General features: G+C 72.5%; 24 protein-coding genes. 14 read left to right on the top strand and 10 right to left on the bottom strand.

Annotated elements, in window-relative coordinates:
- Positions 1-56 precede the first annotated feature (56 nt).
- Positions 57-263: a hypothetical protein gene (locus SCAB_RS29660; protein WP_041669800.1), complete on the top strand. Its 207-nt coding sequence runs from the start codon at positions 57-59 to the stop codon at positions 261-263.
- Between the two features lie 13 nt (positions 264-276).
- Here the strand turns inward: SCAB_RS29660 and SCAB_RS29655 are convergent, their stop codons facing one another.
- A complete protein-coding gene (locus SCAB_RS29655) occupies positions 277-681 on the bottom strand; it encodes an SRPBCC domain-containing protein (RefSeq protein WP_037723886.1) in 405 nt (134 codons plus the stop codon).
- Between the two features lie 16 nt (positions 682-697).
- Entirely contained in the window at positions 698-1,357 is a 660-nt protein-coding gene (locus tag SCAB_RS29650; RefSeq protein ID WP_013003784.1) for a CGNR zinc finger domain-containing protein, read from the bottom strand.
- Positions 1,358-1,378: 21 nt separating this feature from the next.
- Between SCAB_RS29650 and SCAB_RS29645 the strand changes: the two genes are divergently transcribed.
- Positions 1,379-1,837 carry a VOC family protein gene (locus SCAB_RS29645; protein ID WP_013003783.1) on the top strand — a complete coding sequence of 153 codons (459 nt, stop codon included), beginning with the start codon at positions 1,379-1,381 and terminating at the stop codon, positions 1,835-1,837.
- Positions 1,838-2,001: 164 nt separating this feature from the next.
- Entirely contained in the window at positions 2,002-3,117 is a 1,116-nt protein-coding gene (locus tag SCAB_RS29640) for an endonuclease/exonuclease/phosphatase family protein (protein ID WP_013003782.1), read from the top strand.
- A 110-nt stretch (positions 3,118-3,227) separates the two neighbouring features.
- On the opposite strand, the gene SCAB_RS29635 is transcribed toward SCAB_RS29640, so the two are convergent.
- Positions 3,228-4,610, bottom strand: coding sequence for a glycine--tRNA ligase (locus SCAB_RS29635; RefSeq protein ID WP_013003781.1), 1,383 nt, complete (start codon positions 4,608-4,610; stop codon positions 3,228-3,230).
- 205 nt (positions 4,611-4,815) lie between these two features.
- Between SCAB_RS29635 and SCAB_RS29630 the strand changes: the two genes are divergently transcribed.
- The 4 genes from SCAB_RS29630 to SCAB_RS29615 all read left to right on the top strand — a co-directional run bounded on the left by SCAB_RS29630 (position 4,816) and on the right by SCAB_RS29615 (position 8,036).
- Positions 4,816-5,778, top strand: a complete 963-nt coding sequence (locus SCAB_RS29630; RefSeq protein ID WP_013003780.1) for a metal ABC transporter substrate-binding protein — start codon at positions 4,816-4,818, stop codon at positions 5,776-5,778.
- Positions 5,779-5,806: 28 nt separating this feature from the next.
- On the top strand, positions 5,807-6,574 hold the full coding sequence (locus tag SCAB_RS29625) for a metal ABC transporter ATP-binding protein (protein ID WP_013003779.1): 768 nt from the start codon (positions 5,807-5,809) through the stop codon (positions 6,572-6,574).
- Positions 6,575-6,587: 13 nt separating this feature from the next.
- Positions 6,588-7,544 (top strand): metal ABC transporter permease, encoded by a 957-nt coding sequence (locus SCAB_RS29620; RefSeq protein WP_013003778.1) that lies wholly within the window; start codon positions 6,588-6,590, stop codon positions 7,542-7,544.
- Between the two features lie 78 nt (positions 7,545-7,622).
- On the top strand, positions 7,623-8,036 hold the full coding sequence (locus SCAB_RS29615) for a Fur family transcriptional regulator (RefSeq protein WP_013003777.1): 414 nt from the start codon (positions 7,623-7,625) through the stop codon (positions 8,034-8,036).
- A gap of 51 nt (positions 8,037-8,087) precedes the next feature.
- On the opposite strand, the gene SCAB_RS29610 is transcribed toward SCAB_RS29615, so the two are convergent.
- The 4 genes from SCAB_RS29610 to SCAB_RS29595 form a co-directional block, all read right to left on the bottom strand.
- On the bottom strand, positions 8,088-8,612 hold the full coding sequence (locus SCAB_RS29610) for a YcxB family protein (protein ID WP_013003776.1): 525 nt from the start codon (positions 8,610-8,612) through the stop codon (positions 8,088-8,090).
- A gap of 3 nt (positions 8,613-8,615) precedes the next feature.
- Positions 8,616-9,452, bottom strand: a complete 837-nt coding sequence (locus SCAB_RS29605; protein ID WP_013003775.1) for an isoprenyl transferase — start codon at positions 9,450-9,452, stop codon at positions 8,616-8,618.
- 110 nt (positions 9,453-9,562) lie between these two features.
- Entirely contained in the window at positions 9,563-10,312 is a 750-nt protein-coding gene (recO, locus tag SCAB_RS29600) for a DNA repair protein RecO (protein WP_037723881.1), read from the bottom strand.
- Positions 10,313-10,469: 157 nt separating this feature from the next.
- Complete coding sequence (locus SCAB_RS29595; RefSeq protein WP_013003773.1) at positions 10,470-10,700, bottom strand: hypothetical protein; 231 nt, start codon at positions 10,698-10,700, stop codon at positions 10,470-10,472.
- 558 nt (positions 10,701-11,258) lie between these two features.
- Between SCAB_RS29595 and SCAB_RS29590 the strand changes: the two genes are divergently transcribed.
- Both SCAB_RS29590 and SCAB_RS29585 read left to right on the top strand, forming a co-directional pair.
- On the top strand, positions 11,259-14,333 hold the full coding sequence (locus tag SCAB_RS29590) for an AfsR/SARP family transcriptional regulator (protein WP_013003772.1): 3,075 nt from the start codon (positions 11,259-11,261) through the stop codon (positions 14,331-14,333).
- Between the two features lie 334 nt (positions 14,334-14,667).
- Positions 14,668-15,324 (top strand): M15 family metallopeptidase, encoded by a 657-nt coding sequence (locus SCAB_RS29585; protein WP_013003771.1) that lies wholly within the window; start codon positions 14,668-14,670, stop codon positions 15,322-15,324.
- 19 nt (positions 15,325-15,343) lie between these two features.
- On the opposite strand, the gene SCAB_RS29580 is transcribed toward SCAB_RS29585, so the two are convergent.
- Positions 15,344-15,787, bottom strand: coding sequence for a phosphatase domain-containing protein (locus SCAB_RS29580; protein WP_013003770.1), 444 nt, complete (start codon positions 15,785-15,787; stop codon positions 15,344-15,346).
- Positions 15,788-16,012: 225 nt separating this feature from the next.
- Between SCAB_RS29580 and SCAB_RS29575 the strand changes: the two genes are divergently transcribed.
- A complete protein-coding gene (locus tag SCAB_RS29575) occupies positions 16,013-16,948 on the top strand; it encodes a dihydrodipicolinate synthase family protein (RefSeq protein WP_013003769.1) in 936 nt (311 codons plus the stop codon).
- A 21-nt stretch (positions 16,949-16,969) separates the two neighbouring features.
- Here the strand turns inward: SCAB_RS29575 and SCAB_RS29570 are convergent, their stop codons facing one another.
- Together SCAB_RS29570 and leuA are read right to left on the bottom strand one after the other, a co-directional pair.
- Positions 16,970-17,701 carry a tellurite resistance TerB family protein gene (locus tag SCAB_RS29570; protein WP_013003768.1) on the bottom strand — a complete coding sequence of 244 codons (732 nt, stop codon included), beginning with the start codon at positions 17,699-17,701 and terminating at the stop codon, positions 16,970-16,972.
- 220 nt (positions 17,702-17,921) lie between these two features.
- Positions 17,922-19,643, bottom strand: coding sequence for a 2-isopropylmalate synthase (gene leuA, locus SCAB_RS29565; protein ID WP_013003767.1), 1,722 nt, complete (start codon positions 19,641-19,643; stop codon positions 17,922-17,924).
- 407 nt (positions 19,644-20,050) lie between these two features.
- On the opposite strand from leuA, the gene SCAB_RS29555 reads away from it, so the two are divergent.
- From SCAB_RS29555 to SCAB_RS29540, 4 genes are all read left to right on the top strand, one after another.
- On the top strand, positions 20,051-21,121 hold the full coding sequence (locus SCAB_RS29555; protein WP_013003766.1) for a M4 family metallopeptidase: 1,071 nt from the start codon (positions 20,051-20,053) through the stop codon (positions 21,119-21,121).
- 59 nt (positions 21,122-21,180) lie between these two features.
- On the top strand, positions 21,181-21,447 hold the full coding sequence (locus tag SCAB_RS29550; protein ID WP_013003765.1) for a protealysin inhibitor emfourin: 267 nt from the start codon (positions 21,181-21,183) through the stop codon (positions 21,445-21,447).
- A gap of 88 nt (positions 21,448-21,535) precedes the next feature.
- A complete protein-coding gene (locus tag SCAB_RS29545) occupies positions 21,536-22,870 on the top strand; it encodes a GH1 family beta-glucosidase (protein WP_013003764.1) in 1,335 nt (444 codons plus the stop codon).
- Positions 22,867-24,120: an MFS transporter gene (locus SCAB_RS29540; protein WP_013003763.1), complete on the top strand. Its 1,254-nt coding sequence runs from the start codon at positions 22,867-22,869 to the stop codon at positions 24,118-24,120. The genes SCAB_RS29545 and SCAB_RS29540 overlap by 4 nt, the downstream gene beginning before the upstream one ends.
- Positions 24,121-24,169: the final 49 nt, after the last annotated feature.

The following is a 24,169-nucleotide window of genomic DNA, read 5'->3' as shown; positions in this document are numbered from 1 at the left end:
GACGGCACGGACCGCACGGACCGCACGGACCAACGGACCCTACGGCTGGAGACGTCATGCAGCGGATCGACACGAGCAAGGTGACCCGCTGGGACCAGCACGGCCGGGAGCACACGGTGCGGGTCCGGCGTTCGGGAGTGCAGCGCACGATCAGCTGCGACACGTGCGGCTGGCGCAGGGGCGCGCAGTTCCTGCCGTGGCTGAAGGCCGGGGAACACCTCGCCGAGGTCCATCAGGCGACGGTGGACCCGGCGGGCCCGTGACCGCGCCCGGCTCTCAGGTCCGCCGGTCCAGCGCCTCCACGACCTGCTCCATCACCCGCCGCCAGTGCGCCCGTTGGCGCTCCCGCTCCTCGGGGCCGGCCATGCGCTCCTGATGGAAGACGAGCACCGACCGGCCGCCCCCGGCGGCCGACACGGCGACCTGGACGGTCGTGTCGCCGTAGGTGACGCGGATACGGTCACCGGGGCGGTAGCCGCGCACCTCGCCCGTGGCGCCCGCGTCGGTCTCGTATCCGGCGCCGCGCTCGGGGGTGAGCCGCGCACCGGCCCCGAGCCACAGTGCCAGCCCGCGCGGTCCGCTGATGAACTCCCATACGGTGGCGGGGGATTGGCGCAGGGTGCGGGAGACTCCGACCTGCCATCCGGCGTCCTTGGTGAGTCCGGTGGATCGAGCCGACATGGGGATCACCCTTTCTTCAGGACTTCTGGCGTACGCGGTGGGCGCGGACCTTGTGTCGGTTGCCGCAGTGCTCCATCGAGCACCAGCGGCGGCGGCCGGGGCGTGAGGTGTCGACGTACAGGAGGTAGCAGCGGTCTCCGGCGCACATACGGATCCGCTGTGCATACGGCCCGGTGAGGAGGTCGACGGCGTCCCGGGCGACCGTGGAGAGGAGCTGGGTGCCGGTCGCCGTGCCGGCGGCCCAGCCACGGGTGCCGTCCGCACAGATCGCCGGGGCCAGCGGGCGGCGGGCCGCGGCCTCGTTGACGAGGTCCAGGTCGGCGGTGTCCGCCGGGTCGATGCCCAGCTCGGGGAGCCCGGCGCCGCCGACGGCACGGGAGACGACCGTACGGGTCAGCGCGTCGCGCAGCCGCCGGGCGTACGCCACCTCGTCGTCCGTGATCCGCAGGGCGGGCGGCGTGGGGGCGAGCCGGGACTGCTCGGCCCAGGCGACCAGGTCACCGGGGGTGTGCAGCACCTCGTAGCGGGTCAGGGCGCCGGGGCCGCCGGTGACGAGGAGTTCCAGGCAGAGGGCGCCCGGGTCGAACCGGAAGACGTTCCCGGAGTAGGACCGCAGCGGGATGCCCGACACTCCCGGGGCCTGTCCGGAAGCCGATGCGCTGGACGACGTACCCATGTAACCAATATAACCGGTTACATGACAGCCGCACTGCACTGGAAACTGGTCATCGACTCCCGGGACGCCCAGCACCTGGCGGACTTCTGGGCCGCGGCGCTGGGCTACGTGGTGGAGGATCCCAGCACGCTGATCAGCCAGCTCCTGACCGGCGGGGATCTGCCCGAGGCCGCCGTCGCCGAGCACGACGGCCGCCGCGTCTTCCGCGGCTACGCCGCCGTCCGCCACCCCGACGACCCGTACGACCCCTTCACCGGCATCGGCAAGGGCCGCCGTCTGCTGTTCCAGGACGTCCTGGAGCCCAAGTCGGGGAAGAACCGCCTGCACATCGACGTCCACGCCGGGGCGGAGGGGCTGGAGGCCCTGGCCGTCCGCATGGAGACGCTGGGGGCCACCCGCGTGGAGGAGTTCGACCGGGGCCCGGCCGGCCACTGGTGGGTGATGCGGGACCCGGAGGGCAACGAGTTCTGCGTGGCGTAGCCACGGGGCCTCCCGCCGGGCCGCCCGGTCAGGCCGTCCCGCCCGCCCCTCCGCCGGCCCGCAAATTCTCCGTGTCGTTCCCTTGGACACCTTTCGTCCGCTCTCGGACAATTCGAGATGCCGCCAGCGGACCGGCACCGGCCGCGCGGCCCTCGGGAGGGCGTATGAGCATCCGGATCGCCACCTTCAACGCCGAGAACCTCTTCCGCCGGCCGGCCGTGTTCGGCCTCGCCGACGACGGGCGGCGCAAGGAGATCCTCGACGACTTCGCCGAACTGGTCGCCCTCCTCGACAGGGAGACCTACCAGGAGGCGGACAAGGAGCGGATCGCCGAGCTGATCGTGAAGCACGGCGCGCACGACCCGGAGGCGGGCGGCGCCCGGCCGTTCCTCGTCAACCAGCCCCGCGGCGGCGCCAAGCTCTACACGGTGTCGCCCGGCGCGGGCCCCGCCGTCAGGATCGTCGCCAAGGGGCGGTCGGCGTGGGCCGGTTGGGCGGAGCTGGTGCGGGACGACATCAGGTGGGCGGCGGTGGAGAACACCGCCCGGGTGATCGCCGAGGTCGACGCGGACATCCTGCTCACCGTCGAGGTGGAGGACCGGCTCACCCTGGACCGCTTCAACTCCCAGGTGCTGGGCGGCGCGATCGGGCACGACCCGTACCCGTTCAACCTGCTCGTGGACGGCAACGACAGCCGCGGCATCGACGTCGGCATCCTCAGCCGGTTCCCGGTCACGTCCGTGCGGTCGCACATCTTCGATCCCGGCGCGGGCGGGAAGCCGGTGTTCAGCCGGGACTGTCCCGAGTTCGAGGTGGAGGTCAGCGGCGAACCCCTGTGGATCCTCGGCAACCACTTCAAGAGCAAGGGCTTCGGCCGCGCCGCCGACAACGACAGGCGCCGCAGGGCCCAGGCCGCGCGTGTCAGGGAGATCTACGAGGCCGCCCTCACCCGCTCCCCGCGGGTCGTGGTGGCAGGCGATCTCAACGACTCCCTCGCCAGTCCCCCGGTCCGGCTGCTGCTCGACGCCGGCCTGAGCGAGGCCATGACCCACGAGAGCTACGGCGCCAACCCTCCGGGCACCCACGGCACCGGCAAGCGCGACGAGCAGAAGCTCGACTACCTGCTGTTCGGCCCGGAGTTGTGGGAGCGGGTGACGAACGTGGGCGTGGAGCGCCGGGGCATCTGGGCGCCGAGGACCTTCCCGTCCTTCGACACGGTCACGTCCAAGGCCGACCAGGCCTCCGACCACGCGGCCCTCTTCGCCGACCTGGATGTGTGACGCCGAGTTCCCCGGCCCCGTCAGGGGCGCGGGGAACCGCGCGACCGGCCACGAACGACCTGCGGCCGGTCAACCGCTCAAGCCGGGCAGACGCGTACCCGGCCCTGACATCAGGCGCCCACGAGCCGGCCCGCGAGGTAACCCTCGATCTGGTCCAGCGACACCCGCTCCTGCTTCATCGAGTCGCGCTCACGCACGGTGACCGCGTTGTCGTCGAGCGTGTCGAAGTCGACCGTCACGCAGTACGGCGTACCGATCTCGTCCTGGCGACGGTAACGGCGGCCGATGGCGCCCGCGTCGTCGAAGTCGATGTTCCAGTTCTGCCGCAGCGCCGCGGCGAGCCCCTTCGCCTTCGGGGACAGCTCGGGGTTGCGGGAGAGCGGGAGCACCGCGACCTTCACCGGCGCGATGCGGTGGTCCAGGCGCAGCACAGCACGCTTCTCCAGCTTGCCCTTGGCGTTGGGCGCCTCGTCCTCGGTGTACGCGTCGAGCAGGAACGCCAGCAGCGTGCGGCCGACACCGGCGGCGGGCTCGATGACGTACGGCGTGTACCGCTCGCTGGACTCCTGGTCGTAGTACGACAGGTCCTGGCCGGACGCCTTGGAGTGGGCGTTGAGGTCGTAGTCGGTGCGGTTGGCGACGCCCTCCAGCTCACCCCACTCGTTGCCGCCGAACTGGAAGCGGTACTCGATGTCGGCGGTGCGCTTGGAGTAGTGGGAGAGCTTCTCCTTGGGGTGGTCGTACCACCGCATGTTCTCCTCGCGCAGGCCCAGGCCGGTGTACCAGTTCCACCGCTCCTGCATCCAGTACTCCTGCCACTTCTCGTCCTCGCCCGGCTTGACGAAGAACTCCATCTCCATCTGCTCGAACTCGCGGGTGCGGAAGATGAAGTTGCCGGGCGTGATCTCGTTGCGGAAGGACTTGCCCACCTGGGCGATGCCGAACGGCGGCTTGCGGCGCGAAGTGGTCTGCACCTGGGCGAAGTTGGTGAAGATGCCCTGGGCGGTCTCGGGGCGCAGGTAGGCGACGGAGCCGGTGTCCTGCGTGGGGCCGAGGTGCGTGGAGAGCAGACCCGAGAACTGCTTGGGCTCGGTGAACTGGCCCTTGGTGCCGCAGTTGGGGCAGTTGATGTCCACGAGGCCGTTCTCCGGCAGGCGGCCCTTCTTCGCCTCGTACGCCTCCTCCAGGTGGTCCGCGCGGAACCGCTTGTGGCAGGAGGTGCACTCGGTGAGCGGGTCGGAGAAGGTGGCGACGTGGCCGGAGGCGACCCAGACCTCGGGGGCCAGGATGACGGACGAGTCGATGCCGACCACGTCCTCGCGCGACGTCACCATGTAGCGCCACCACTGACGCTTGATGTTCTCCTTGAGCTCGACACCCAGCGGTCCGTAGTCCCAGGCGGCACGCTGGCCGCCGTAGATCTCGCTGCACGGGAATACGAAGCCACGGCGCTTGCTCAGGCTGACGATGGTGTCGATCTTGTCGGCGGCCACGGTGCTCTCTTCATTACGACGACGGGCGACGAAGCGATGCGCCCCTGGAGGGAAGCGAACGCGCTTCAGAGCGAATGCTTCAGATTACCGGCGCATGCCGCCCTGCAATCAAATCGGTTCGGTGCCAGACCGGACATAGGCCTTACCAAGGGCTTACCACCAGGCTTGTTGACAATCGTTTCCAGATAAGATGAAAATGACTGTCATGAACGTAGGACGACGACGACTTCTGATACCCGCGGCGGCGACCGCGGCGGCCGCTCTCGGTCTCACCACTCTCACGGCCTGCGGCGGCGACAGCGCGGCCGCGGGCAACACCGGCAAGTTCGACGTCGTCGCGTCGTTCTACCCGATGGCCTTCCTCGCCGAGCAGATCGGCGGGAAGTACGTGAACGTCACCAGTCTGACCGAACCCGGCCAGGAGCCGCACGACCTGGAGATCAGCGCCAAGCAGACGGCCGCGCTCCAGGAGTCGGACGCCGTGCTCTACCTCAAGGGCCTGCAGCCCTCCGTCGACGACGCGGTCGCGCAGTCCGAGGTGAAGACGAAGATCGACGCGGCCGGCCTGACGTCGATGGAGCACCACGGCAACGAGGTGGGCGGCCACTCCGCCGAGCACGACGACCACGAGAACGAGGAGCTGGAGGGCAAGGACCCGCACATCTGGCTCGACCCCGTGAAGTACGCCGAGGTCGCCAAGGGTGTGGGCGCCGCCTTCGAGAAGGCCGACCCCGACCACGCCTCCACGTACAAGACCAACACCGAGGCCCTGGTCATGAAGCTGGGCGCGCTCAACGACCAGTTCGAGAACGGTCTGAAGAACACCGACACCAAGGTCTTCATCACCACGCACGCCGCCTTCGGCTACCTCGCCGAGCGCTACGGCCTCACCGAGGAGGCCATCTCCGGCCTCGACCCCGAGTCCGAGCCGAGCGGCGCGCGGGTCAGGGCGCTGGAGAACATGGCGAAGGCCGACGGCGTGACCACCGTGTTCTACGAGACACTGGTCAGCGACAAGACCGCGAAGACCATCGCCGCCGACGCGAACCTGAAGACCGACGTCCTCGACCCGATCGAGGGCATCACCTCCAAGTCGCGCGGCAAGGACTACTTCGCGGTGCAGGAAGCCAATCTGAAGGCCCTCCGGGCAGCCCTGGGAGCCAAGTGACCTCGTTGACCATCCGGAGGCAGCAGGCATGACCGAGCCCGTCATCTCGTTGCGCGGCGTCCGTGCCGAACTGGGCTCGCGCACCGTGCTGCGCGGCATCGACCTCACCGTGCACCGCGGTGAGGTCGTCGCGCTGCTCGGCGCCAACGGCTCCGGCAAGTCCACCGCCGTACGCGCGGTGATCGGGCAGGTGCCCGTCAGCGACGGGGAGATCGAGCTGTTCGGCACCCCGCGCCGCCGCTTCCGCGACTGGCGGCGCCTCGGGTACGTCCCGCAGCGCACCACGGCCGCGGGCGGTGTCCCGGCGACGGTGACGGAGATCGTGGCCTCGGGACGGCTCTCCCGCACCCGTCTCGGCATCCTGCGCAAGGCCGACCACGAGGCGATCCGGCGCGCCCTGGACCTCGTCGGCATGACGGACCGCGCCAAGGACTCGGTGAACGCCCTCTCCGGCGGCCAGCACCAGCGCGTCCTCATCGCCCGCGCCCTCGCCTGCGAACCCGAACTGCTGATCATGGACGAGCCGATGGCGGGCGTCGACCTGGCCAGCCAGGAGGTCCTGGCCGCGACCCTGCGCGAACAGGTCGCCAAGGGCACGACCGTGCTGCTCGTGCTGCACGAACTGGGCCCGCTGGAGCCGCTGATCGACCGCGCGGTGGTCCTGCGCGACGGCTGCGTCACCCACGACGGCCCGCCCCCGGAGGCGGTCGGCCAGCACGCGCTGCCCGGCCACGACCACGTCCACCCGCACGCGGCCCCCGGCATCGAACCGGTCCGCACCGGCCTGCTGAGCTGAGAAGGCACCCACGATGGAAATCCTCGACTACGCCTTCATGCAGCGGGCCCTGCTCGCCGCCGTCCTCGTCGGCGTCACCGCCCCCGCCATCGGCGTCTACCTCGTCCAGCGCCGCCAGGCCCTCATGGGCGACGGCATCGGCCATGTGGCGATGACCGGGGTCGGTCTCGGGTTCATGCTGTCGTGGTCCCCGGTCTGGATGGCGACGCTCGTGTCCGTGGTCGGCGCCGTCCTGATGGAGCTGATCCGCTGGTACGGGAAGACACGCGGCGACATCGCCCTCGCCATGCTCTTCTACGGCGGCATGGCGGGCGGTGTGATGCTCATCAACCTCGCGCCCGGCGGCACCAACGCCAACCTGATGTCGTTCCTCTTCGGCTCCCTGTCGACCGTCTCGCAGGAGGACATCACCGCGATCTGCGTCCTGGCCGCGTTCGTGATCGTGATGACGCTGGCGCTGCGGCGGCAGCTGTTCGCGGTCAGCCAGGACGAGGAGTTCGCGCGGGTCACCGGCCTGCCGGTGCGTGCGCTCAACCTCCTGACGGCGGTCACGGCGGCCGTCACGGTGACGGTCGCCATGCGCGTCGTCGGCCTGCTGCTGGTCTCCGCGCTCATGGTCGTCCCCGTCGCCGCCGCCCAGCAGCTCACCCGCAGCTTCGCGGCCACCTTCGCGGTCGCCGTCGCCATCGGGGTCACCGTGACCATCGGCGGCACGGTCACCTCGTACTACCAGGACGTGCCGCCCGGCGCGACGATCGTGCTGCTCGCCATCGCCGCGTTCATGCTGCTCACCGCGCTGGCGACCCCGCTGGCCCGGCGGCGCGCCAAGGCGCTGGAGGCGTTGGCCGGCGACCCCGCGGAGTGCGTGATCCCGAAGCCCGGCGAGGCCGCCGGGCCCGTCGCCGGGGCGGGAATGCCCCGGGACACCGTGCCGGCCAGCCGGAGCTCCGCCGAGGGGTCCGGGGGCTGACCGGTGTCCGCCGCAACCCGGGGGGCCCGCGCGGGCTGGCACAATGGCCCGGCAGGACCGCTACGTGAGGAGGCAACGGTGACGACCGCCGGACCCGTACGAGGTCGTTCCACCCGGCAGCGGGCGGCCGTGGCCGCGGCACTCGACGAGGTCGAGGAGTTCCGCAGCGCGCAGGAACTCCACGACATGCTCAAGCACAAGGGCGACTCGGTCGGGCTGACCACCGTGTACCGCACGCTGCAGTCCCTCGCCGACGCGGGCGAGGTCGACGTCCTGCGCACCTCCGACGGCGAGTCCGTGTACCGCCGCTGCTCCACCGGGGACCACCACCACCATCTCGTCTGCCGTGTCTGCGGCAAGGCGGTGGAGGTGGAGGGCCCGGCGGTCGAGAAGTGGGCCGACGCGATCGCGGCGGAACACGGCTTCGTGAACGTCGCCCACACGGTGGAGATCTTCGGCACCTGCGCGGAGTGCGCGGCGAAGGCGTCGTAGGGCGCCCCGGACCCACCGGCCCGTCTCCCGTGCCCCTCCCCGCCCCTCCCCCTACAGCCGGGTCAGGCCCTCGCGGGTCAGGACGGCGCGGAGCCGGTCGGCGTCGGCGGGGGTCGCCAGGCCACGTTTGGGGAGCACGGTGAGACGGGGCGCCTGGGCGCCGCCGAGCAGGACGAAGGTGTGCGGCGTCTCCGCGTACCGGGAGACCTGGGACCAGCGGGCCGGGCGCTCGGTGCCCCGGTCGTGCGCGACCGTCACGCCCCACGGATCCAGCACGGCGCGGTGCAGCCCGAGGGCCGCCGCCCGCCGGTGCAGGAGGCGGGCCTGGAGCCGGGGCAGCAGGACGAGCCCGCCCGCCGCCGCCACCGGCATCACCAGGGCCCGCGCGTCGGGCACGGCACCCAGGGCGAGCGTCACGGCCGTGACGAACAGGCCCGCCCCGGCGGCGAACAGCAGCAGACCCCGGCCCCACCGGCCGGCGGAGGAGGCACGCGTGGACGCGCGGACCGCCTCGCGGAAGTCCCCGGCCGTCGTCCGGTACACCAGCTCCACGTTCTCCCCGCCGGCCTGGGCCAAGGCTCAGTCCTCCGTCCGGCCCTCCATGGCCAGCAGCTCCTCGTTCGGGATGGCTCCGCCGAAGCGGCGGTCGCGGGAGGCGAACTCCACGCAGGCGCGCCACAGGTCACGGCGGTCGAAGTCGGGCCACAGCACGTCCTGGAAGACCATCTCGGCGTAGGCGCTCTGCCAGAGCAGGTAGTTGGAGGTGCGCTGCTCGCCACTGGGGCGCAGGAAGAGGTCGACGTCCGGCATGTCCGGGTAGTACAGGTACTTCGCGAAGGTCTTCTCGGTGACCTTGGAGGGGTCGAGGCGGCCCGCGCGGACGTCCTCGGCGATGGCCTGCGCCGCGTCGGCGATCTCGGCGCGGCCGCCGTAGTTCATGCAGAAGTACAGCGTGAGCCGGTCGTTGTCCTTGGTCTGCTCCTGGGCGACCTGGAGTTCCTTGGCGACCGACTTCCACAGCTTGGGCATCCGGCCCACCCAGCGGACCCGGATGCCGAGCGCGTCGAGCTGGTCGCGGGTCTTGCGGATGAAGTCGCGGTTGAAGTTCATCAGGAAGCGGACCTCGTCGGGCGAGCGCTTCCAGTTCTCGGTGGAGAAGGCGTACAGGGAGATGTTGCGCACGCCGATCTCGACCGAGCCCTGGAGGACGTCCAGCACGCGCTCGGCGCCGACCTTGTGGCCCTCGGTCCGCGGCAGCCCGCGCTCCTTGGCCCAGCGGCCGTTGCCGTCCATGACGATCGCCACGTGCTTGGGGACCAGCTCGCCCGGGAGCTTGGGCGCGCGGGCGCCGGACGGATGCGGCGTCGGCGCCTCGTACTCGCGGCGCTGACGCCCCAGGAACCCGCGTACCACCATGTGCTTCTCGTCTCCTCTGTGCTGCTCTGTGGTGCTCGACTCTGTGGTGCTCTGTGGTGCTCCGACGCCGGACGGTGCCCGGCTCCGCCGCGCGAGGGCCGTGCGCCCGCCTACGACTTCTCCACGTACCGAAGAGAGCGCAGGCCGCGCTCCAGGTGCCAGTGCAGATAGGCGGAGACCAGCCCGCTGCCCTCCCGCACGTGCCGCGGCTCGCTCGTGTCCGCGGTCTCCCAGTCTCCCGTGAGGAGCGCGGCGAGCAGCCGCAGCGTCTGCGGTGAGGGTACGACGCTGCCGGGCACCCGGCAGTCCACGCAGACGGACCCTCCGGCGGCGACCGAGAAGAAGCGGTTCGGGCCGGGCATGCCGCACTTGGCGCAGTCGCCGAAGCTGGGGGCGTAGCCGTTGACCGCGAGCGAGCGCAGCAGGAAGGCGTCGAGGACGAGGTGGGGCGCGTGCTCGCCGCGGGCGAGGGTGCGCAGGGCGCCGACCAGCAGCAGGTACTGCTGCACGGCGGGCTCGCCCTCGTGGTCGGTGAACCGTTCGGCCGTCTCCAGCATGGCCGTCCCGGCGGTGTAGCGGGCGTAGTCGCTGACGATGCCGCCGCCGTACGGGGCGATGGTCTCGCTCTGGGTGCACAGGGGCAGCCCGCGCCCGAGCAGCTCGCTGCCCCGCGCGAAGAACTGCACGTCCACGTGCGAGAAGGGTTCGAGCCGCGCGCCGAACTTGGACTTGGTCCGCCGCACCCCCCGGGCCACCGCCCGCACCCGCCCGTGCCCCCGGGTGAGCAGGGTGATGATGCGGTCCGCCTCACCCAGCTTCTGGGTGCGCAGCACCACACCGTCGTCCCGGAACAGACTCACCACTCACCCCCGCGGCCTGCCTGCTGCGGGAGGCACGCTGGGCCTCGCCCGGAGGGCGGCGGCAGCGCGTCCGCCGCACCCGGCATCCGGGTGCGCGGGACGACGCCGCCGTCGCGGAACAGGCTCATGCCGCCCATTCTCGCCTACCGTCACCCCTTCAAGGGACCTCGCCCCGGCTGCGGGCGTTCTCGTACGCGGTGGCCGCGCGGAGCCGTTCTATCGTCGTGGCGGCCCGGACGGCCTCGGGGGCGCAGTCCCACTCCCTTCCGCCGCCGACCGGCCGCAGCTGGACGTACGGGCCCTCGTGGCCCATGACCCGGCCGACCCGGCCCGTGCGGGTGTCGACCGCGTAGGTGCCGACCGCCGGCTTCTTCCCGTGACCGCTCACCGCAGAGCCGCCGCCGAATTACCCGGTACCGGAAGAACAATTCCTGCTTTTCCGGCTTTCCGCCGCAATTCCTCCACCGCATCCTCCGCCTCTTCGGCACACCCGCCGGATCCCGCCCGCCGGGCCTTCTCGCACCGCCTCCACGGTGCTCCCCCGCATCATCGGGTTTCACTCTTCGTATCCCCCCGGTGACCTGCGGTGTCTACACTCGGCTGGAGTCTGTCCCGGGCGATCGCGGGGCGGCGCGAAAGCGCTGCGCCGGGGTGCCGGAACCGAGGGAACCGGGCATGGAAACCGATGGACCGGGGCATCGGAACCGATGAACCGGAAAGGCCGTGGGCGAGAAGCGGCGCAGTCCTCACAGCATCGTCACAGGTGGTCCTCAGACAGGTGGGGAATCTCCGCGTTGTCCACCTAGGATTCCCTTTGGTTCCCCCGTTTTCCGGCAACTCGTCGACGCATCGGGCGTCATGGGAAACCACTCGGCGTGCATGAGCGTCGAACGTTGCGTGAGCAACCGCTGTCCCGGCGGTCCGACAGCACGGAAGATGGGGACCCGTGGAGCTGGAATTCCGACTGCTCGGTCCGGTCGAGGCGTGGCACGGAGACAGACCCCTGCGGCTGGGCGGGCCGAAACCGCGGGCCCTGCTGGCCGTGCTGCTCCTGCGGGCCGGTCAGGTGGTGCCCGCGGACGCGCTGGTGGACGTGATCTGGGGCGACGAACCCCCGGACACCGCGCGGGCACTGGTGCAGACGTACGTGTCGGCGCTGCGGCGGGCCCTGCCCGGCGAGGCGGCGGAGGCGATCGAGACCCGGCCGCCGGGATATGTGATGCGGCCCGGGACCGGCCGGGTTGATCTGCTGGAGTTCGAGGCAGGCACGGCACACGCGCGCCGGGCCGCCGCCGAGGGGGACCACACGGGAGCCGCCCGCTTGCTGCGGGAGGCGCTGGAGCTGTGGCGCGGCCCCGCGCTCGGCGGCGTCGGGGACGCGCTGCGCGGTGAGGCCGGCCGGCTGGAGGAGGCCCGGCAGGCGGCGCTGGAGGAGCGGATCGCCGCCGAGCTGGAGACCGGCGGGCACGAGGCGGAACTGGTCACGGAGCTGACCTCGCTGGTCGAGGCCCGGCCGACCCGGGAGCGGCCGCGCGGCCAGCTGATGCTGGGGCTGTACCGGCTGGGCCGGCAGGCCGACGCGCTGGCCGTCTACGCGGAGGGCCGGGCGGTGCTCGCCGACGAGCTGGGGCTCGACCCGGGCCCGGAACTGACCAAGCTGTACGAGGCCATCCTGCGGGCCGACCCGGCCCTGCTCACCGCCACCACGGCCGCCGCCCCGCAGCCCGTCACCGCTCCCCGGCCCGTGTCGCTCCTGCCGCCCGCCATCGGGGACTTCACCGGACGGGAGGAGGAACTGGGGCGGGTGGTCGGGGCGTTGACCGGCGAGCGGGAGGCGATGCCCGTCGTCGTGGTGTCGGGGGCGGCCGGGGTCGGCAAGTCGGCGCTGGCGGTGCAGGCCGCGCACCGGGTGGCCGGCGCGTACCCCGACGGGCAGCTCCACGCGGAACTGCACGGCTTCAGCGAGCCCGTACCGCCCGCCGAGGTGCTGGGCCGGCTGCTGCGGGCGCTCGGCGCGGACCCGCCCGAGGACACGGCCGAACGCGGCGACCTGTTCCGCAGCCTCGTCGCCGGACGGCGGATCCTGCTGGTCCTGGACGACGCGGGCGGCGAGGCCCAGGTACGGCCGCTGCTGCCGGGCAGCGCCACCTGCGGGGTGCTGGTGACCTCCCGGGCCCGGCTCGGGGGGCTCGTCGGGGCCCGGCGCACCGACCTGGACGTCCTGGACGACGCGCGCGGCCTGGAACTGCTCACCCGGGTCACCGGCCCGGAACGCACCCCGGACGACCCGCGCGAACAGGCCGCGGCGCGGCGCATCGTGGAGCTGTGCGGCGGGCTGCCGCTGGCCCTGCGGATCGCGGGGGCCCGCCTGGCGACCCGGCGCCATTGGACGCCCAGCGTGCTCGCCGAGCGCCTCGCCGACGAGCACCGCCGCCTGGACGAGCTGTCCGTGGGCGACCTGGAGGTACGGGCCGGTCTCGGCCTCAGCTACCGGGCCCTCGACGCGTGCGCCCGCCGGGTGCTGCGCCGGATCGCCACCCTCGGTCCGGCGGACGTCGCCGTGTGGGCGGTGGCCGCGCTCTCGGGCATGCCCGAGGACGCGGCGGAGGAGGTCCTCGAACGGCTCCTGGACGCCCAGTTGATCAACTGCCCCGGCACCGACCAGGTCGGCCAGCCCCGCTACCGCCTGCACGATCTGGTCCGCGTCTACGCCGCCGAACGCGCCGAGGCGGAGGACCCGGTGGAGGACCGTACGGCGGCGGTGGGCAGGGCGTTGGGCGCGGGCCTGTGGCTGATGGACCGGGTGACGGAGAAGTCCCCTTCGGGCGCGGTCACGCTGCGGCAGGGCTTCGCCCGGAAGGGGCACGGGCAGCCACGGCGGACCGGGGGCCGCGCACCGGCGGACGCCCCCGCCCCGGTGGGCGCACGCACCACGCGCCGGGCCCTGGAGGACCCCTTCGCCTGGTTCGACGCGGAGGCGGACACCCTGACCGCCGCGGTCGAACGGGCGGCGGCCCTCGGCCTGCACACCCTCGCCTGCGAAGCGGCTGCGGCCCTGTGCTCCTCCTCGTTCGCCATCAAGAACCGCTTCGACGCCTGGTGGCGCAGCCACGACGCCGCCCTCGCCGCGGCCCGTCGCGCCGAGGACCGCTCGGGCGAGGCCCTGCTCATCATCGGCCTGGGCCAGCTCCGCTACGAGCAGGACCGAATCGCCGAGTCCCAGGAGTACTTCCGCACCGCGGAACGCGTCTGCACCGAGCTGGGCGACGTGCTCGGCCGGTCCGCCGCCCTCGCCGGCCTCGGCAGCGCCTGCCGCGAGGTCGGCGAACTGCGCGAGGCGGAACGGGCCCTGACCGACGCGGCCGAGGGCTTCCGGCGCGTCGGCGACGACACCGGGGTCGGGGTGGCCTGCCGGTACGGCGGTTCCGTACGCCTCGAACTCGGTGACCAGAAGGGCGCGTTCCCGCTGCTCGACGAGTCGCTGCGGGCGTACCGGCGGCTCGGCAGCCGGCGCGGCGAGGCCCTGGCGCTGCGCACGCTCAGCCTGGTGCACCGCTCGCTCGGCGCGTACGAAGAGGCCGCGCGCGTGGCCGAGCAGGCGCTGGAGATCCTGCGGGAGATCGGCGACCCGCACATGGCGGCGTACGCCCTGCGGGCCCGGGCCAAGGCGCGGCTGCGGCTCGGGCACGTCCGGGAGGCGGAGGCGGAGCTGCGCGAGATCCTGGAGGTCTGCCGGGCCCACGAGGACCGCTTCGGGGAGGCGCTGACGCTGCGCACGCTCGGCGAGTGCGCGCTGGCCGACGGGCGGCCGGCGGACGCGGAGGGGCTGCTGACGGCGTCCGCCGCCCTCTGGGGCGTCCTCGCGCTGCCGCTGCCCCGGGCGCGTGCCCTGCGCAACCTGTCCGTCGTACGGGCCGCACGGGGCGACCGGGCGGGCGGGGAGGCGCTGCGGGCCGAGGCGATGGCGGTGTTCGACGCCTGCGAGGCCCGCGAGCGGGACGAGCCCTGGCCCTGGGTGTGATCCCGGCCAGGCCGAAACCCGCTTGCGGCGGACTTGCAGAGAACTTCCAGCGGGGTGCGCCATTCTCGGTGCTCTCGGGGGAACAACGGATCGGCCGGGCGACCACCGCCCGGCCGGTCGGCCCACCGGAGCGCACAGGGGACGGACCGGTGGGAACGTGACGACAGTGGGTTCGGAACAGCAGGACGGACTGGGGGACCGCCCCGACCCGGACCGCAGACCACCACTCAAGGGGGGAAGCCCCCGGGGAGGGACATCAGGGGATCAGGTCCCTCCCCGGGGTGCTGCCGCACCCCCCTCCGCCGCACACCTGCCGCCCGGTGGAAGACGACCCATGCCTTCGATCATCCTCATGAGCGACCCCCGGGTCGCCGGTGTCCCGGTGCAGGAGTGCGGTGAGCCCCTCGTCGATCTGAGGGAGCTGCCCTTCGTGGTGGTCGACTCCCGTCAGGCCGATCCCGAGGGGTCGTACGCGCATCTGCGCGAGGGTGTCGCCTGGCGTCTGGCGCGGGCCGCCCGCCTGCTCCCCGAGGGGCTGCGACTGCTGGTCACCGAGGGGTACCGGCCACTGGCCCTGCAGATCGAGTACTTCGAGGCGTACGCCGCCGAGCTGCGGCTCGCCCACCCGGAGTGGACCGAGGAGCACCTCCGTGTCCAGGCCAGCCGTTCCCTCTCGCCGCCGGAGATCGGGCCGCACGTGGCGGGCGCCGCGGTCGACCTCACCCTGTGCACCGCCGCGGGGGAGGAACTCGACATGGGCACCCGTCTCGACGCGAGCCCCGAGGAGAGCGACGACGCCTGCTACACGGACGCGCCGAACATCTCCGACGCCGCCCGAGGCAACCGCCGCGTCCTGAGCGCGGCCCTCACCACGGCCGGGCTGGTCAACTACCCCACCGAGTGGTGGCACTGGTCGTACGGGGACCGGTACTGGGCGCTGATGACGGGTGCCGCGAACGCCCTGTACGGGCCCGCGAGGACCGCCGGCTAGCCGGTCCGGCCGGAGCCGGTCAGGTCCCGAAGCGCCGTACGTACCGCCGCTGCCAGGGGGTCTCCACGGCGTGCCGGTCGTAGTGCCGGCGCACGTACGACACGGCCTCCTGCGGCGGTACGCCGTCCAGCACCGCCAGGCAGGCCAGCGCGGTGCCGGTGCGGCCCCGGCCGCCGCCGCACGCCAGCTCGACCCGCTCGGTGGCCGCCCGGTCGAAGGCGTCCCGCAGCACCCGGGCGGCCTCCGTCCGGTCGGCGGGCAGCCGGAAGTCGGGCCAGCGCAGCCAGCGGGACGTCCAGGGGACCGTGGGCGGGTCCTGGCCGAGGCAGTACACGGCGTACGTGGGGACAGGTCCGTCCGGGAGCGGACGGCGCAGCCCCCGGCCGCGCACCAGCCGCCCCGAGGGCAGGCGCAGGACACCCGGCGCGGCCGGGTCCCAGGGTTCGGTCGTCTCCGCGGACATGCGCCGCATCGTACGCGCGTCCGGACAAGCGCCGCAGGGCGACGGAACGGTTCGCGGCGCGGAGATCCCGCGGGTGTTCTCGGCCGAGTCGGCCCCCGGCCACCGCTGCGGCTGCCACCATCCTGTGCGGGAGCAGGAGTGGACGCGTGACCGGGCCCGTCCGGGCGCCGGGCCGCGTCCGCGCCGGGCTCCGTACGCGATCCGTAGCGCCGAGGGAGCCGCCAGATGCCCGTGCCCGCCCCGCTGACCGGTGTCGTCCCGCCCGTCTGCACCCCGCTGACGCCGGACCGCGAGGTGGACGTCCCCTCGCTGACGCGGCTCGTCGACCACCTGGTGGCGGCCGGTGTGGACGCGCTGTTCGTGCTCGGCTCGTCGTCGGAGGCGGCGTTCCTGACGGACGCGCAGCGGCGGCGGGTGGTGGAGACGGTCGTCGGGCATGTCGGCGGCGGGCTCCCCGTGCTCGCCGGGGCGATCGACATGACCACGCCCCGGGTGCTGGACCACGTCCGGGCCGTGACCGCCGCCGGGGCGCAGGCCGTGGTGGCGACGGCTCCCTTCTACACCCGGACACACCCGGCGGAGATCGCCCGGCACTTCCGGCTGCTGGCCGCGGGCTCCCCCGTCCCCGTCCTCGCCTACGACATCCCGTCGGCCGTGCACACGAAGCTGCCGGCCGACGTGGTCCTGGAACTGGCGGCCGAGGGGGTCATCGCCGGTCTCAAGGACTCCAGCGGCGATCTGGCCGCATTCCGCACGGTGGTCACGGGCGCCCGTACGGACCCCGCGATCAGCGGTTTCAGCGTCCTCACCGGCTCCGAACTCGTCGTCGACTCCGCCCTCGCCCTGGGCGCGGACGGCGCGGTGCCGGGCCTGGCGAACGTCGACCCGGCCGGGTACGTCCGTCTCGACCGCCTCTTCCGGGCCGGCGACCGGGACGGGGCCCGTGCCGAGCAGGAGCGCCTGTGCGCCCTCTTCGGGCTGACCGGTGTCGGCTCCTCCGCCCGCATGGGCGGCGGCTCCTCCGCCCTCGGTGCCTTCAAGGCGGCCCTGCACCTGCGCGGCGTGATCGCCTGCCCGGCGACCGCGGAGCCGCAGGTCCCGTTGTCGGAGGCGGAGGTGGAGCGCGTAGGGGCGTACCTGGCGGCGGCGGAGCTGCTGTAGGCGGCCGGGGCCGCGCGCGGGCTACGAGGGCGTGCGCGCCGCCGCCAGCAGGCGGGTCACGTCGTCCGAGCAGATCGTCAGGGCCGCCCCGACCGTGGCGAGCGCGTCCCGCTCCGCCGGGGTGTACGGGCCGTCGGCCAGGGCGATCCGGGCGCCCTGGAGGAGGATCGCCTCACGGCCGGTGGAGGCGAGGTGGGGGGCCAGCGGGTCGAGGGCCTCGTGGAGCTCTATGGCGAGGCCCGGGCCGCAGGGTTCGCTGTGGACGCGGCCGGTGTCGGCGGCCAGGGCCTCGACCAGGGCGTCCAGCTGGTCCTCGGTGCAGTCGTCGAAGCCGGCGGAGCGGACGGCGGAGGCGGCGACGGACAGGGAGGTGCGGGAGCGGCTGCCGCCGGCCGCGAGGACGGCCAGGGCGACGGTGTGGACGGCGTCGCGGAGCATCGCGGAGAAGCGGGTGGTGGTGGGGTGGTCGAGGACGTCCGTGGCGTAGTGGTGGCGGCAGGCCGCGCACTCCACCACGGGGCCCGTCTCGCCGCGCGGCAGGACCGGCACGCCGAGGAGGGTGAAGCGGCGGCGGCCGGTGAGGCGTTGGTAGTTGCGGTCGCCTCCGCAGCCGGGACAGAAGAACTCGCCGTCACCGACGCCCGTCCACGCGATCCGCGTGCCCATCACCCGCGACAGACCGGTGGCACGGCTGGTGCACCCGGCGCGGGCGGACGCGGCGGCGTCGCCGATCGGGTCCCGTCCTGGCAGCACGTGGCACCTCCGTAACTCCCCCACACACGGCCCTCTTGGGCGCGGGAAGTGCCCCCTCGGCAACATTGCCGCGCTCGGTGATGTTAGCCACATCCGTGAGGCGCAGTCAGTACTCCGGACGAGCCCTACCCGCGACCTGCACAGGGTTTGGCCGGTAAACGACGGGCCCCGTCCGCCGGATTCCGGTGAACGGGGCCCTTCAAACCGCCGGTCGGGCTGGTCAGCGAGCCGCTCGGTTGACGGCGGAGACGACCGCCTTCAGCGACGCACGCGTCGTGTTCGCGTCGATACCGATGCCCCACAGAACCTTGTCCTCGATGGCGACCTCGATGTACGAGGCGGCCTGCGCGGAGGCGCCCTCGCTCATCGTGTGCTCCTGGTAGTCCAGCAGCCGTGCGTCGATGCCGACGCCCTGCAGCGCGTCGAAGAACGCGGAGATCGGGCCGTTGCCGGTGCCGACCAGGGTGGTCGGCGCGCCGTCGACCTCGGCCTCCACGGTCAGCGTGTCCACGCCGTCCTTGTCGGTGGTCGACTGGTTGTTGCGGACCTGGACCCGGCCCCACGGGTTGTCGGGGTTCGGCAGGTACTCGTCCTGGAAGACGGCCCAGATGTCGGAGCCGGTGACCTCGCCGCCCTCGGCGTCGGTCTTGGCCTGGATCAGCTTCGAGAACTCGATCTGCATCCGGCGCGGCAGGTCCAGCTTGTGGTCGTTCTTCAGGACGTAGGCGATACCGCCCTTGCCGGACTGCGAGTTGACCCGGATGACGGCCTCGTAGGAGCGGCCGACGTCCTTGGGGTCGATCGGCAGGTACGGCACGGCCCACTCGATGTCGTCGACCGTCTTCCCCTGCTCCTTCGCGGACGCCTCCATGGCGTCGAAGCCCTTCTTGATGGCGTCCTGGTGGGAGCCGGAGAAGGACGTGTAGACCAGGTCGCCCACGTACGGGTGGCGCGGGTGGACCTCCATCTGGTTGCAGTACTCCCACGTGCGACGGATCTCGTCGATGTCGGAGAAGTCGATCTGCGGGTCGACGCCCTGCGAGAACAGGTTCATGCCCAGGGTGACCAGGTCGACGTTGCCGGTGCGCTCGCCCTGGCCGAACAGACAGCCCTCGACGCGGTCGGCGCCGGCCATCAGCGCCAGTTCGGCCGCCGCGACGGCCGTACCGCGGTCGTTGTGCGGGTGGATGGAGATGCAGACGTGCTCGCGGCGGGAGATGTTGCGCCCCATCCACTCGAAGCGGTCCGCGTGCGTGGACGGGGTCGAACGCTCCACCGTGGCGGGCAGGTTGAGGATGATCTCGCGGCCCGGACCGGGCTGCCAGACGTCCATGACCGCCTCGCAGACCTCCAGCGCGAAGTCCAGCTCGGTGTCGGTGAAGATCTCGGGGCTGTACTGGTAGCCGAACTCGGTCTCGGGGCCCAGCAGTTTCTCGGCGTACTCCATCACCAGCCGCGTGCCGTCCACCGCGATCTGCTTGATGTCGTCCTTGGAACCCCGGAAGACGACCCGGCGGAAGACGGGGGCGGTCGCGTTGTACAGGTGGACGGTCGCCCGCTTGGCGCCCTTCAGCGACTCCACGGTCCGCTCGATCAGGTCCTCACGGGCCTGGGTCAGGACGGAGATGGTGACGTCGTCCGGGATGACGCCCGGCTCCTCGATGATCGACCGTACGAAGTCGAAGTCCGTCTGGCCGGAGGCGGGGAAGCCGACCTCGATCTCCTTGTAGCCCATCTTGACCAGCTGGTCGAACATCCGGCGCTTGCGCTCGGGCGACATCGGGTCGATCAGGGACTGGTTGCCGTCGCGCAGGTCGGTGGAGAGCCAGCGGGGGGCGACGGTGATCCGGTTGTTCGGCCACGTGCGGTCCGGGATGTCGACCTGGTCGTACTGCCCGTACTTGTGGATCGGCATGGACGTGGGCTGCTGGCGGTTCGCCATGATGCGTGGGCTCCTCGATGGTCCGGAAAGGACGGCCGACGACGCAACGCCAAAGCACCGCGGGGAGGGGGTCGGCCTCGACTACAGGCCCTCGCCGCGGCAGCTAAGGAGAAGCAGCCCGAAACGCATGATGCGGAGCAGCCTAGCCGAGCCGTCCCTGCCGCGCGGGGTCGTATCAGTATGCGGGACCGGCACCGAATAGGGGGCAAAAGGTGCGCAAGCCCACATGGAGCACGGCAGTGCGCCCGTCAGGGGCGCGGGGAACTGCGCGAGAACCCCACCCACGGAAGGCCCGACCCCAACCCTCCGTAACACGGCGGTGACGATCCACAACCCATACGGCGACATTTCACCAATCATGGTGGCCCCTAGTGACACGCCCCTAACGGAGTGCAATCGTGCGGAACATGACGACCAACGGGGGCCACGAGCCCGTCTTCTGCACCGTCGTACCACCCCACGTCCTCGACAAGCTCTCCCGCGCCGAGGACCCCGTGCTCGCCGGCGCCGCGCGCAAGACCCTGGAGCGCGACGCCTTCGAGCGCACCCACCGCCGGCTGACCACGGTCATCGGCGCCCCCGGCATCGCCGCGCCCCTGGGGGCCGAGGCGGGCCGGCCGCACCGCACGATCCACGACGCCCGCCACGGCACGGACCTGCCCGGCAGGAAGGTGCGCGGCGAGGGCGAGGAGCCCGGCAGGGACGCCACGGTCAACCGCGCGTACGCGGGCCTGGGTGCCACGTACGAGCTGTTCTGGCAGTCCTTCGCGCGCGACTCGATCGACGGCAACGGCCTGCCGCTGGACGCGACCGTGCACTACGACCGCGACTACAACAACGCCTTCTGGAACGGCGAGCAGATGGTGTTCGGCGACGGCGACGGCGAGATCTTCCTCGACTTCACCATCCCGATCGACGTCATCGGCCACGAACTGAGCCACGGCGTCACCCAGTACACGGCGAACCTCACGTACTTCGGGCAGCCGGGCGCGCTCAACGAGTCCATGTCGGACGTCTTCGGCGCGCTCATCAAGCAGTACACGCTCGGCCAGACCGCCGCCGAGGCGGACTGGCTGATCGGCGCCGGCCTGCTCGCCCCGCGGGTCACCGGCACGGCCCTGCGTTCGATGAAGGCCCCGGGCACGGCGTACGACGACGACGTCCTCGGCAAGGACCCGCAGCCGGCGACCATGGACGGCTACGTCCGCACGGGCCGCGACAACGGCGGCGTCCACATCAACTCCGGTATCCCCAACCACGCGTTCTACCTGGTGGCCACCGCGCTCGGCGGTCACGCCTGGGAGCGCGCCGGGCAGATCTGGTACGACGTCCTCACCGGGGGCGAGCTGAGCAAGCAGGCCCTCTTCGTCGACTTCGCCACGCTCACGGTGAAGGCGGCGAAGGACCGCTTCGGGCAGGGCGACGAGCTGACGGCGGTGCTGAAGGGCTGGGAGCAGGTGGGCGTGCGGACGCTGTGAGGGCCGGGTCCGGCCACGCGGTGCTGCGGCCGGGCCCCGATCCGTACTAGACATGACCCATGCGTATCGAAGTGCGGCGCACGGGCGGTTTCGCGGGCATCGAGCGGCACGCGGTGGTGGACACCGCCGGACGGCCCGATGCCGAGGAGTGGAGGGCCCTGGCCGAGTGCGCGCTCGCCGCCGGCCGGGACTCGCCGCCGTTCGGGGTGCCGGACGGCTTCCGCTACGAGATCACGGTGGACGGGAGGACGGTGCACTGCGCGGATCCCGGGCTGACCGAGGGGCAGCGGGAGCTGATCAGGAGGGTGCTCAAGGAGGGGGCGTGAGCGGCCCCGCCGGGGCGCCGGGGGTGCGTAACGGGCACTTCACCCCAGGGCGTTGACTTCCGTTACCCGTGGTACGGATGATCCGCCCATGGCGACGATTCCGACGAACCCGATACCCCAGTTCCCGGCAGGCTTCCTGTGGGGCGTCTCGACCTCCGCGCACCAGATCGAGGGGGCCGCGGCCGAGCGCGAGTCGTCCGTGTGGGACGCCTTCACGGCCGGGGCGGGGCACGTCAAGGACGGCTCGACGGCGGAGGTGGCCTGCGACCACTTCCACCGCTACCCCGAGGACGTGGCCCTCCTGCGCGACCTGGGCGTGGGCGCGTACCGCTTCTCGGTCTCCTGGACCCGGGTGAACTCGCCCGGCGGGCTCGACTTCTACGACCGCCTGGTGGACGAGCTGGTGGGCGCGGGCGTACGCCCCGTGCCGACCCTCTTCCACTGGGACCTGCCGTCGTCGCTGGAGGAGGCGGGCGGCTGGCTGAACCGGGACACCGCCGAGCGGTTCGCCGAGTACGCCGCCGTCGTGGCCGCCCGGCTCGGCGACCGCGCCACCAAGTGGATCACCATCAACGAGCCCGCCGAGCACACCCTGCTGGGCCACGCCCTCGGCACCCACGCGCCGGGCAAGCAGCTGATGTTCGACGCGCTCCCGGCCGCCCACCACCAGCTGCTGGGCCACGGCCTGGCCGTCCGGGCCCTGCGCGCGGCCGGGGTCACCGACATCGGCATCGCCAACTCGCACGGGCCGACCTGGGCGGCGTCGGAGGCACAGGCCGACGTCGAGGCGGCCGGCTTCTACGACCTGCTCCTCAACCGCCTCTTCGCGGAGCCGATCATCCTCGGTGAATACCCGGAGGGGATCGGCGAGCTGATGCCGGGGACGGACATCGGCTCCGATCTGAAGATCATCTCCGAGCCCCTGGACTGGTACGGCGTCAACTACTACGCCCCGACCCGGGTCGGGGCGCCCGAGGGCGAGGACATCGAGTTCGGCGGCATCACGATTCCGGCCGAACTCCCGTTCACGGTCAAGGAGATCGAGGGCGCCCCGACGACCGACTTCGGCTGGCCGGTGGTCCCCGCGGGCCTCACCGAACTCCTCACCACGTTCCGTGAGCGCTACGGCGACCGGCTGCCCCCGATCGTCATCACCGAGAACGGCTGCTCCTACGAGGGACTCGACGACCAGGAGCGCATCGCCTACCTGGACGGCCATGTGCGGGCCCTGCACGAGGCGGTCGCGGCGGGCGTCGACGTCCGCGGCTACTTCGTGTGGTCCCTGCTCGACAACTTCGAGTGGGCCGAGGGGTACGCGCGCCGGTTCGGTCTGGTCCACGTGGACTTCGCGACGCAGGAGCGGACCCCGAAGGCGTCGTACGCCTGGTACCGGGACCTGCTGCGGGCCCAGAGCAGAGCATGACGACCACACGACCGACGGAGGCCCTCGCCGAGCCCGTCGAGCGGGTCGGCGGGGGCTGGACCTCCGCCCTGGCGCTGGCCAACGGGGCGATCTGGGTGGGCTGGTACGGCCCGCTGCAGATCCTGCTGGCCTCCCAGGCGGAGGACTTCGCGCCCGGCGCCGGCATGTCGAAGGAGACGATGCTGGCGTGGGTGACCGGCGCCGGGGCGGTCGTCTCGCTGCTGGCCACCCCGCTGTTCGGGGCGCTGTCGGACCGGACGACGTCCCGCTGGGGCCGCCGTACGCCCTGGATCGTGGCCGGGTCGGCGGGCGGGGCGGTGTCGCTGCTGCTGCTCGCGGGCGCGGGCGGGCTGTGGACGATGGCGGTCGGCTGGTGTCTGGTGCAGCTGACGCTGAACGCGTCCTGGGCGGCGGTCACGGCGGCGGTCCCGGACCGGGTGCCCCGGCTGCAACGCGGCGCGGTGGGCGGCTGGCTGGGGGCGGCGCAGATCGTGGGCGTGGTCGGCGGCACGGGGCTGGCGACGCTCGGCGGGGGCGTCGGCGCGGGGTACGCGGCGTGCGCGGTGTTCACCCTGGCGGGCGTGCTGCCGTACGTCCTGGGCCACCGGGACCAGCGGCTGCCCGTGGCGGCGCGCCCGGTGTGGTCGTGGCGCGGGTTCCTGACGGGCTTCTGGCTGAGCCCACGGCGGTACCCGGACTTCGCCTGGGCGTGGCTGACGCGCTTCCTGATCAACCTGAGCAACAGCCTCGGCCTGCTCTACCTGCTGTTCTATCTGCGGGACCGCGTCGGGTACCCCGACCCGGAGGAGGGCGTGCTCATCCTCACGGTGGTGAACGCCTCGACGCTGCTGGCGACCGTGGTGGTCTCCGGGGTGTGGTCGGACCGGGTGGGGCGGCGCAAGCCGTTCGTGTACTGGTCGGGGATGCTGATGGCGGGCGCGACCGGGCTCATCGCCCTGTGGCCGACCTGGCCGGGCGCGCTCGTCGCCTCGGCCCTGCTCGGACTGGGCTTCGGGGTGTTCACCTCGGTCGACTTCGCCCTGATGACCGACGTGCTGCCGAAGGCCCTCGACCGGGGCAAGGACCTGGGCGTCATCAACGTGGCCAACTCCCTTCCGCAGGTGGCCGCCCCGGTGCTGGCCGCGCCGATCGTGACGTATCTGGGCGGCTACCGGGTGCTGTACGTGGTGGCGGCGGTGATCGGGCTGGCGGGGGCGGTGTTCGTGGGGCGGATCCGCTCGGTGGAGTAGACCCCGCGGGCGGGGGCGGCGCGGTGGATCGGCGGGCGGGGTACGGCGG

Source organism: Streptomyces scabiei 87.22 (genome assembly GCF_000091305.1).
In the GTDB taxonomy this organism is placed as follows: domain Bacteria; phylum Actinomycetota; class Actinomycetes; order Streptomycetales; family Streptomycetaceae; genus Streptomyces; species Streptomyces scabiei.
The sequence above is the reverse complement of the archived record's forward strand: the minus strand, read 5'-3'. Positions and strand labels throughout refer to the sequence as shown.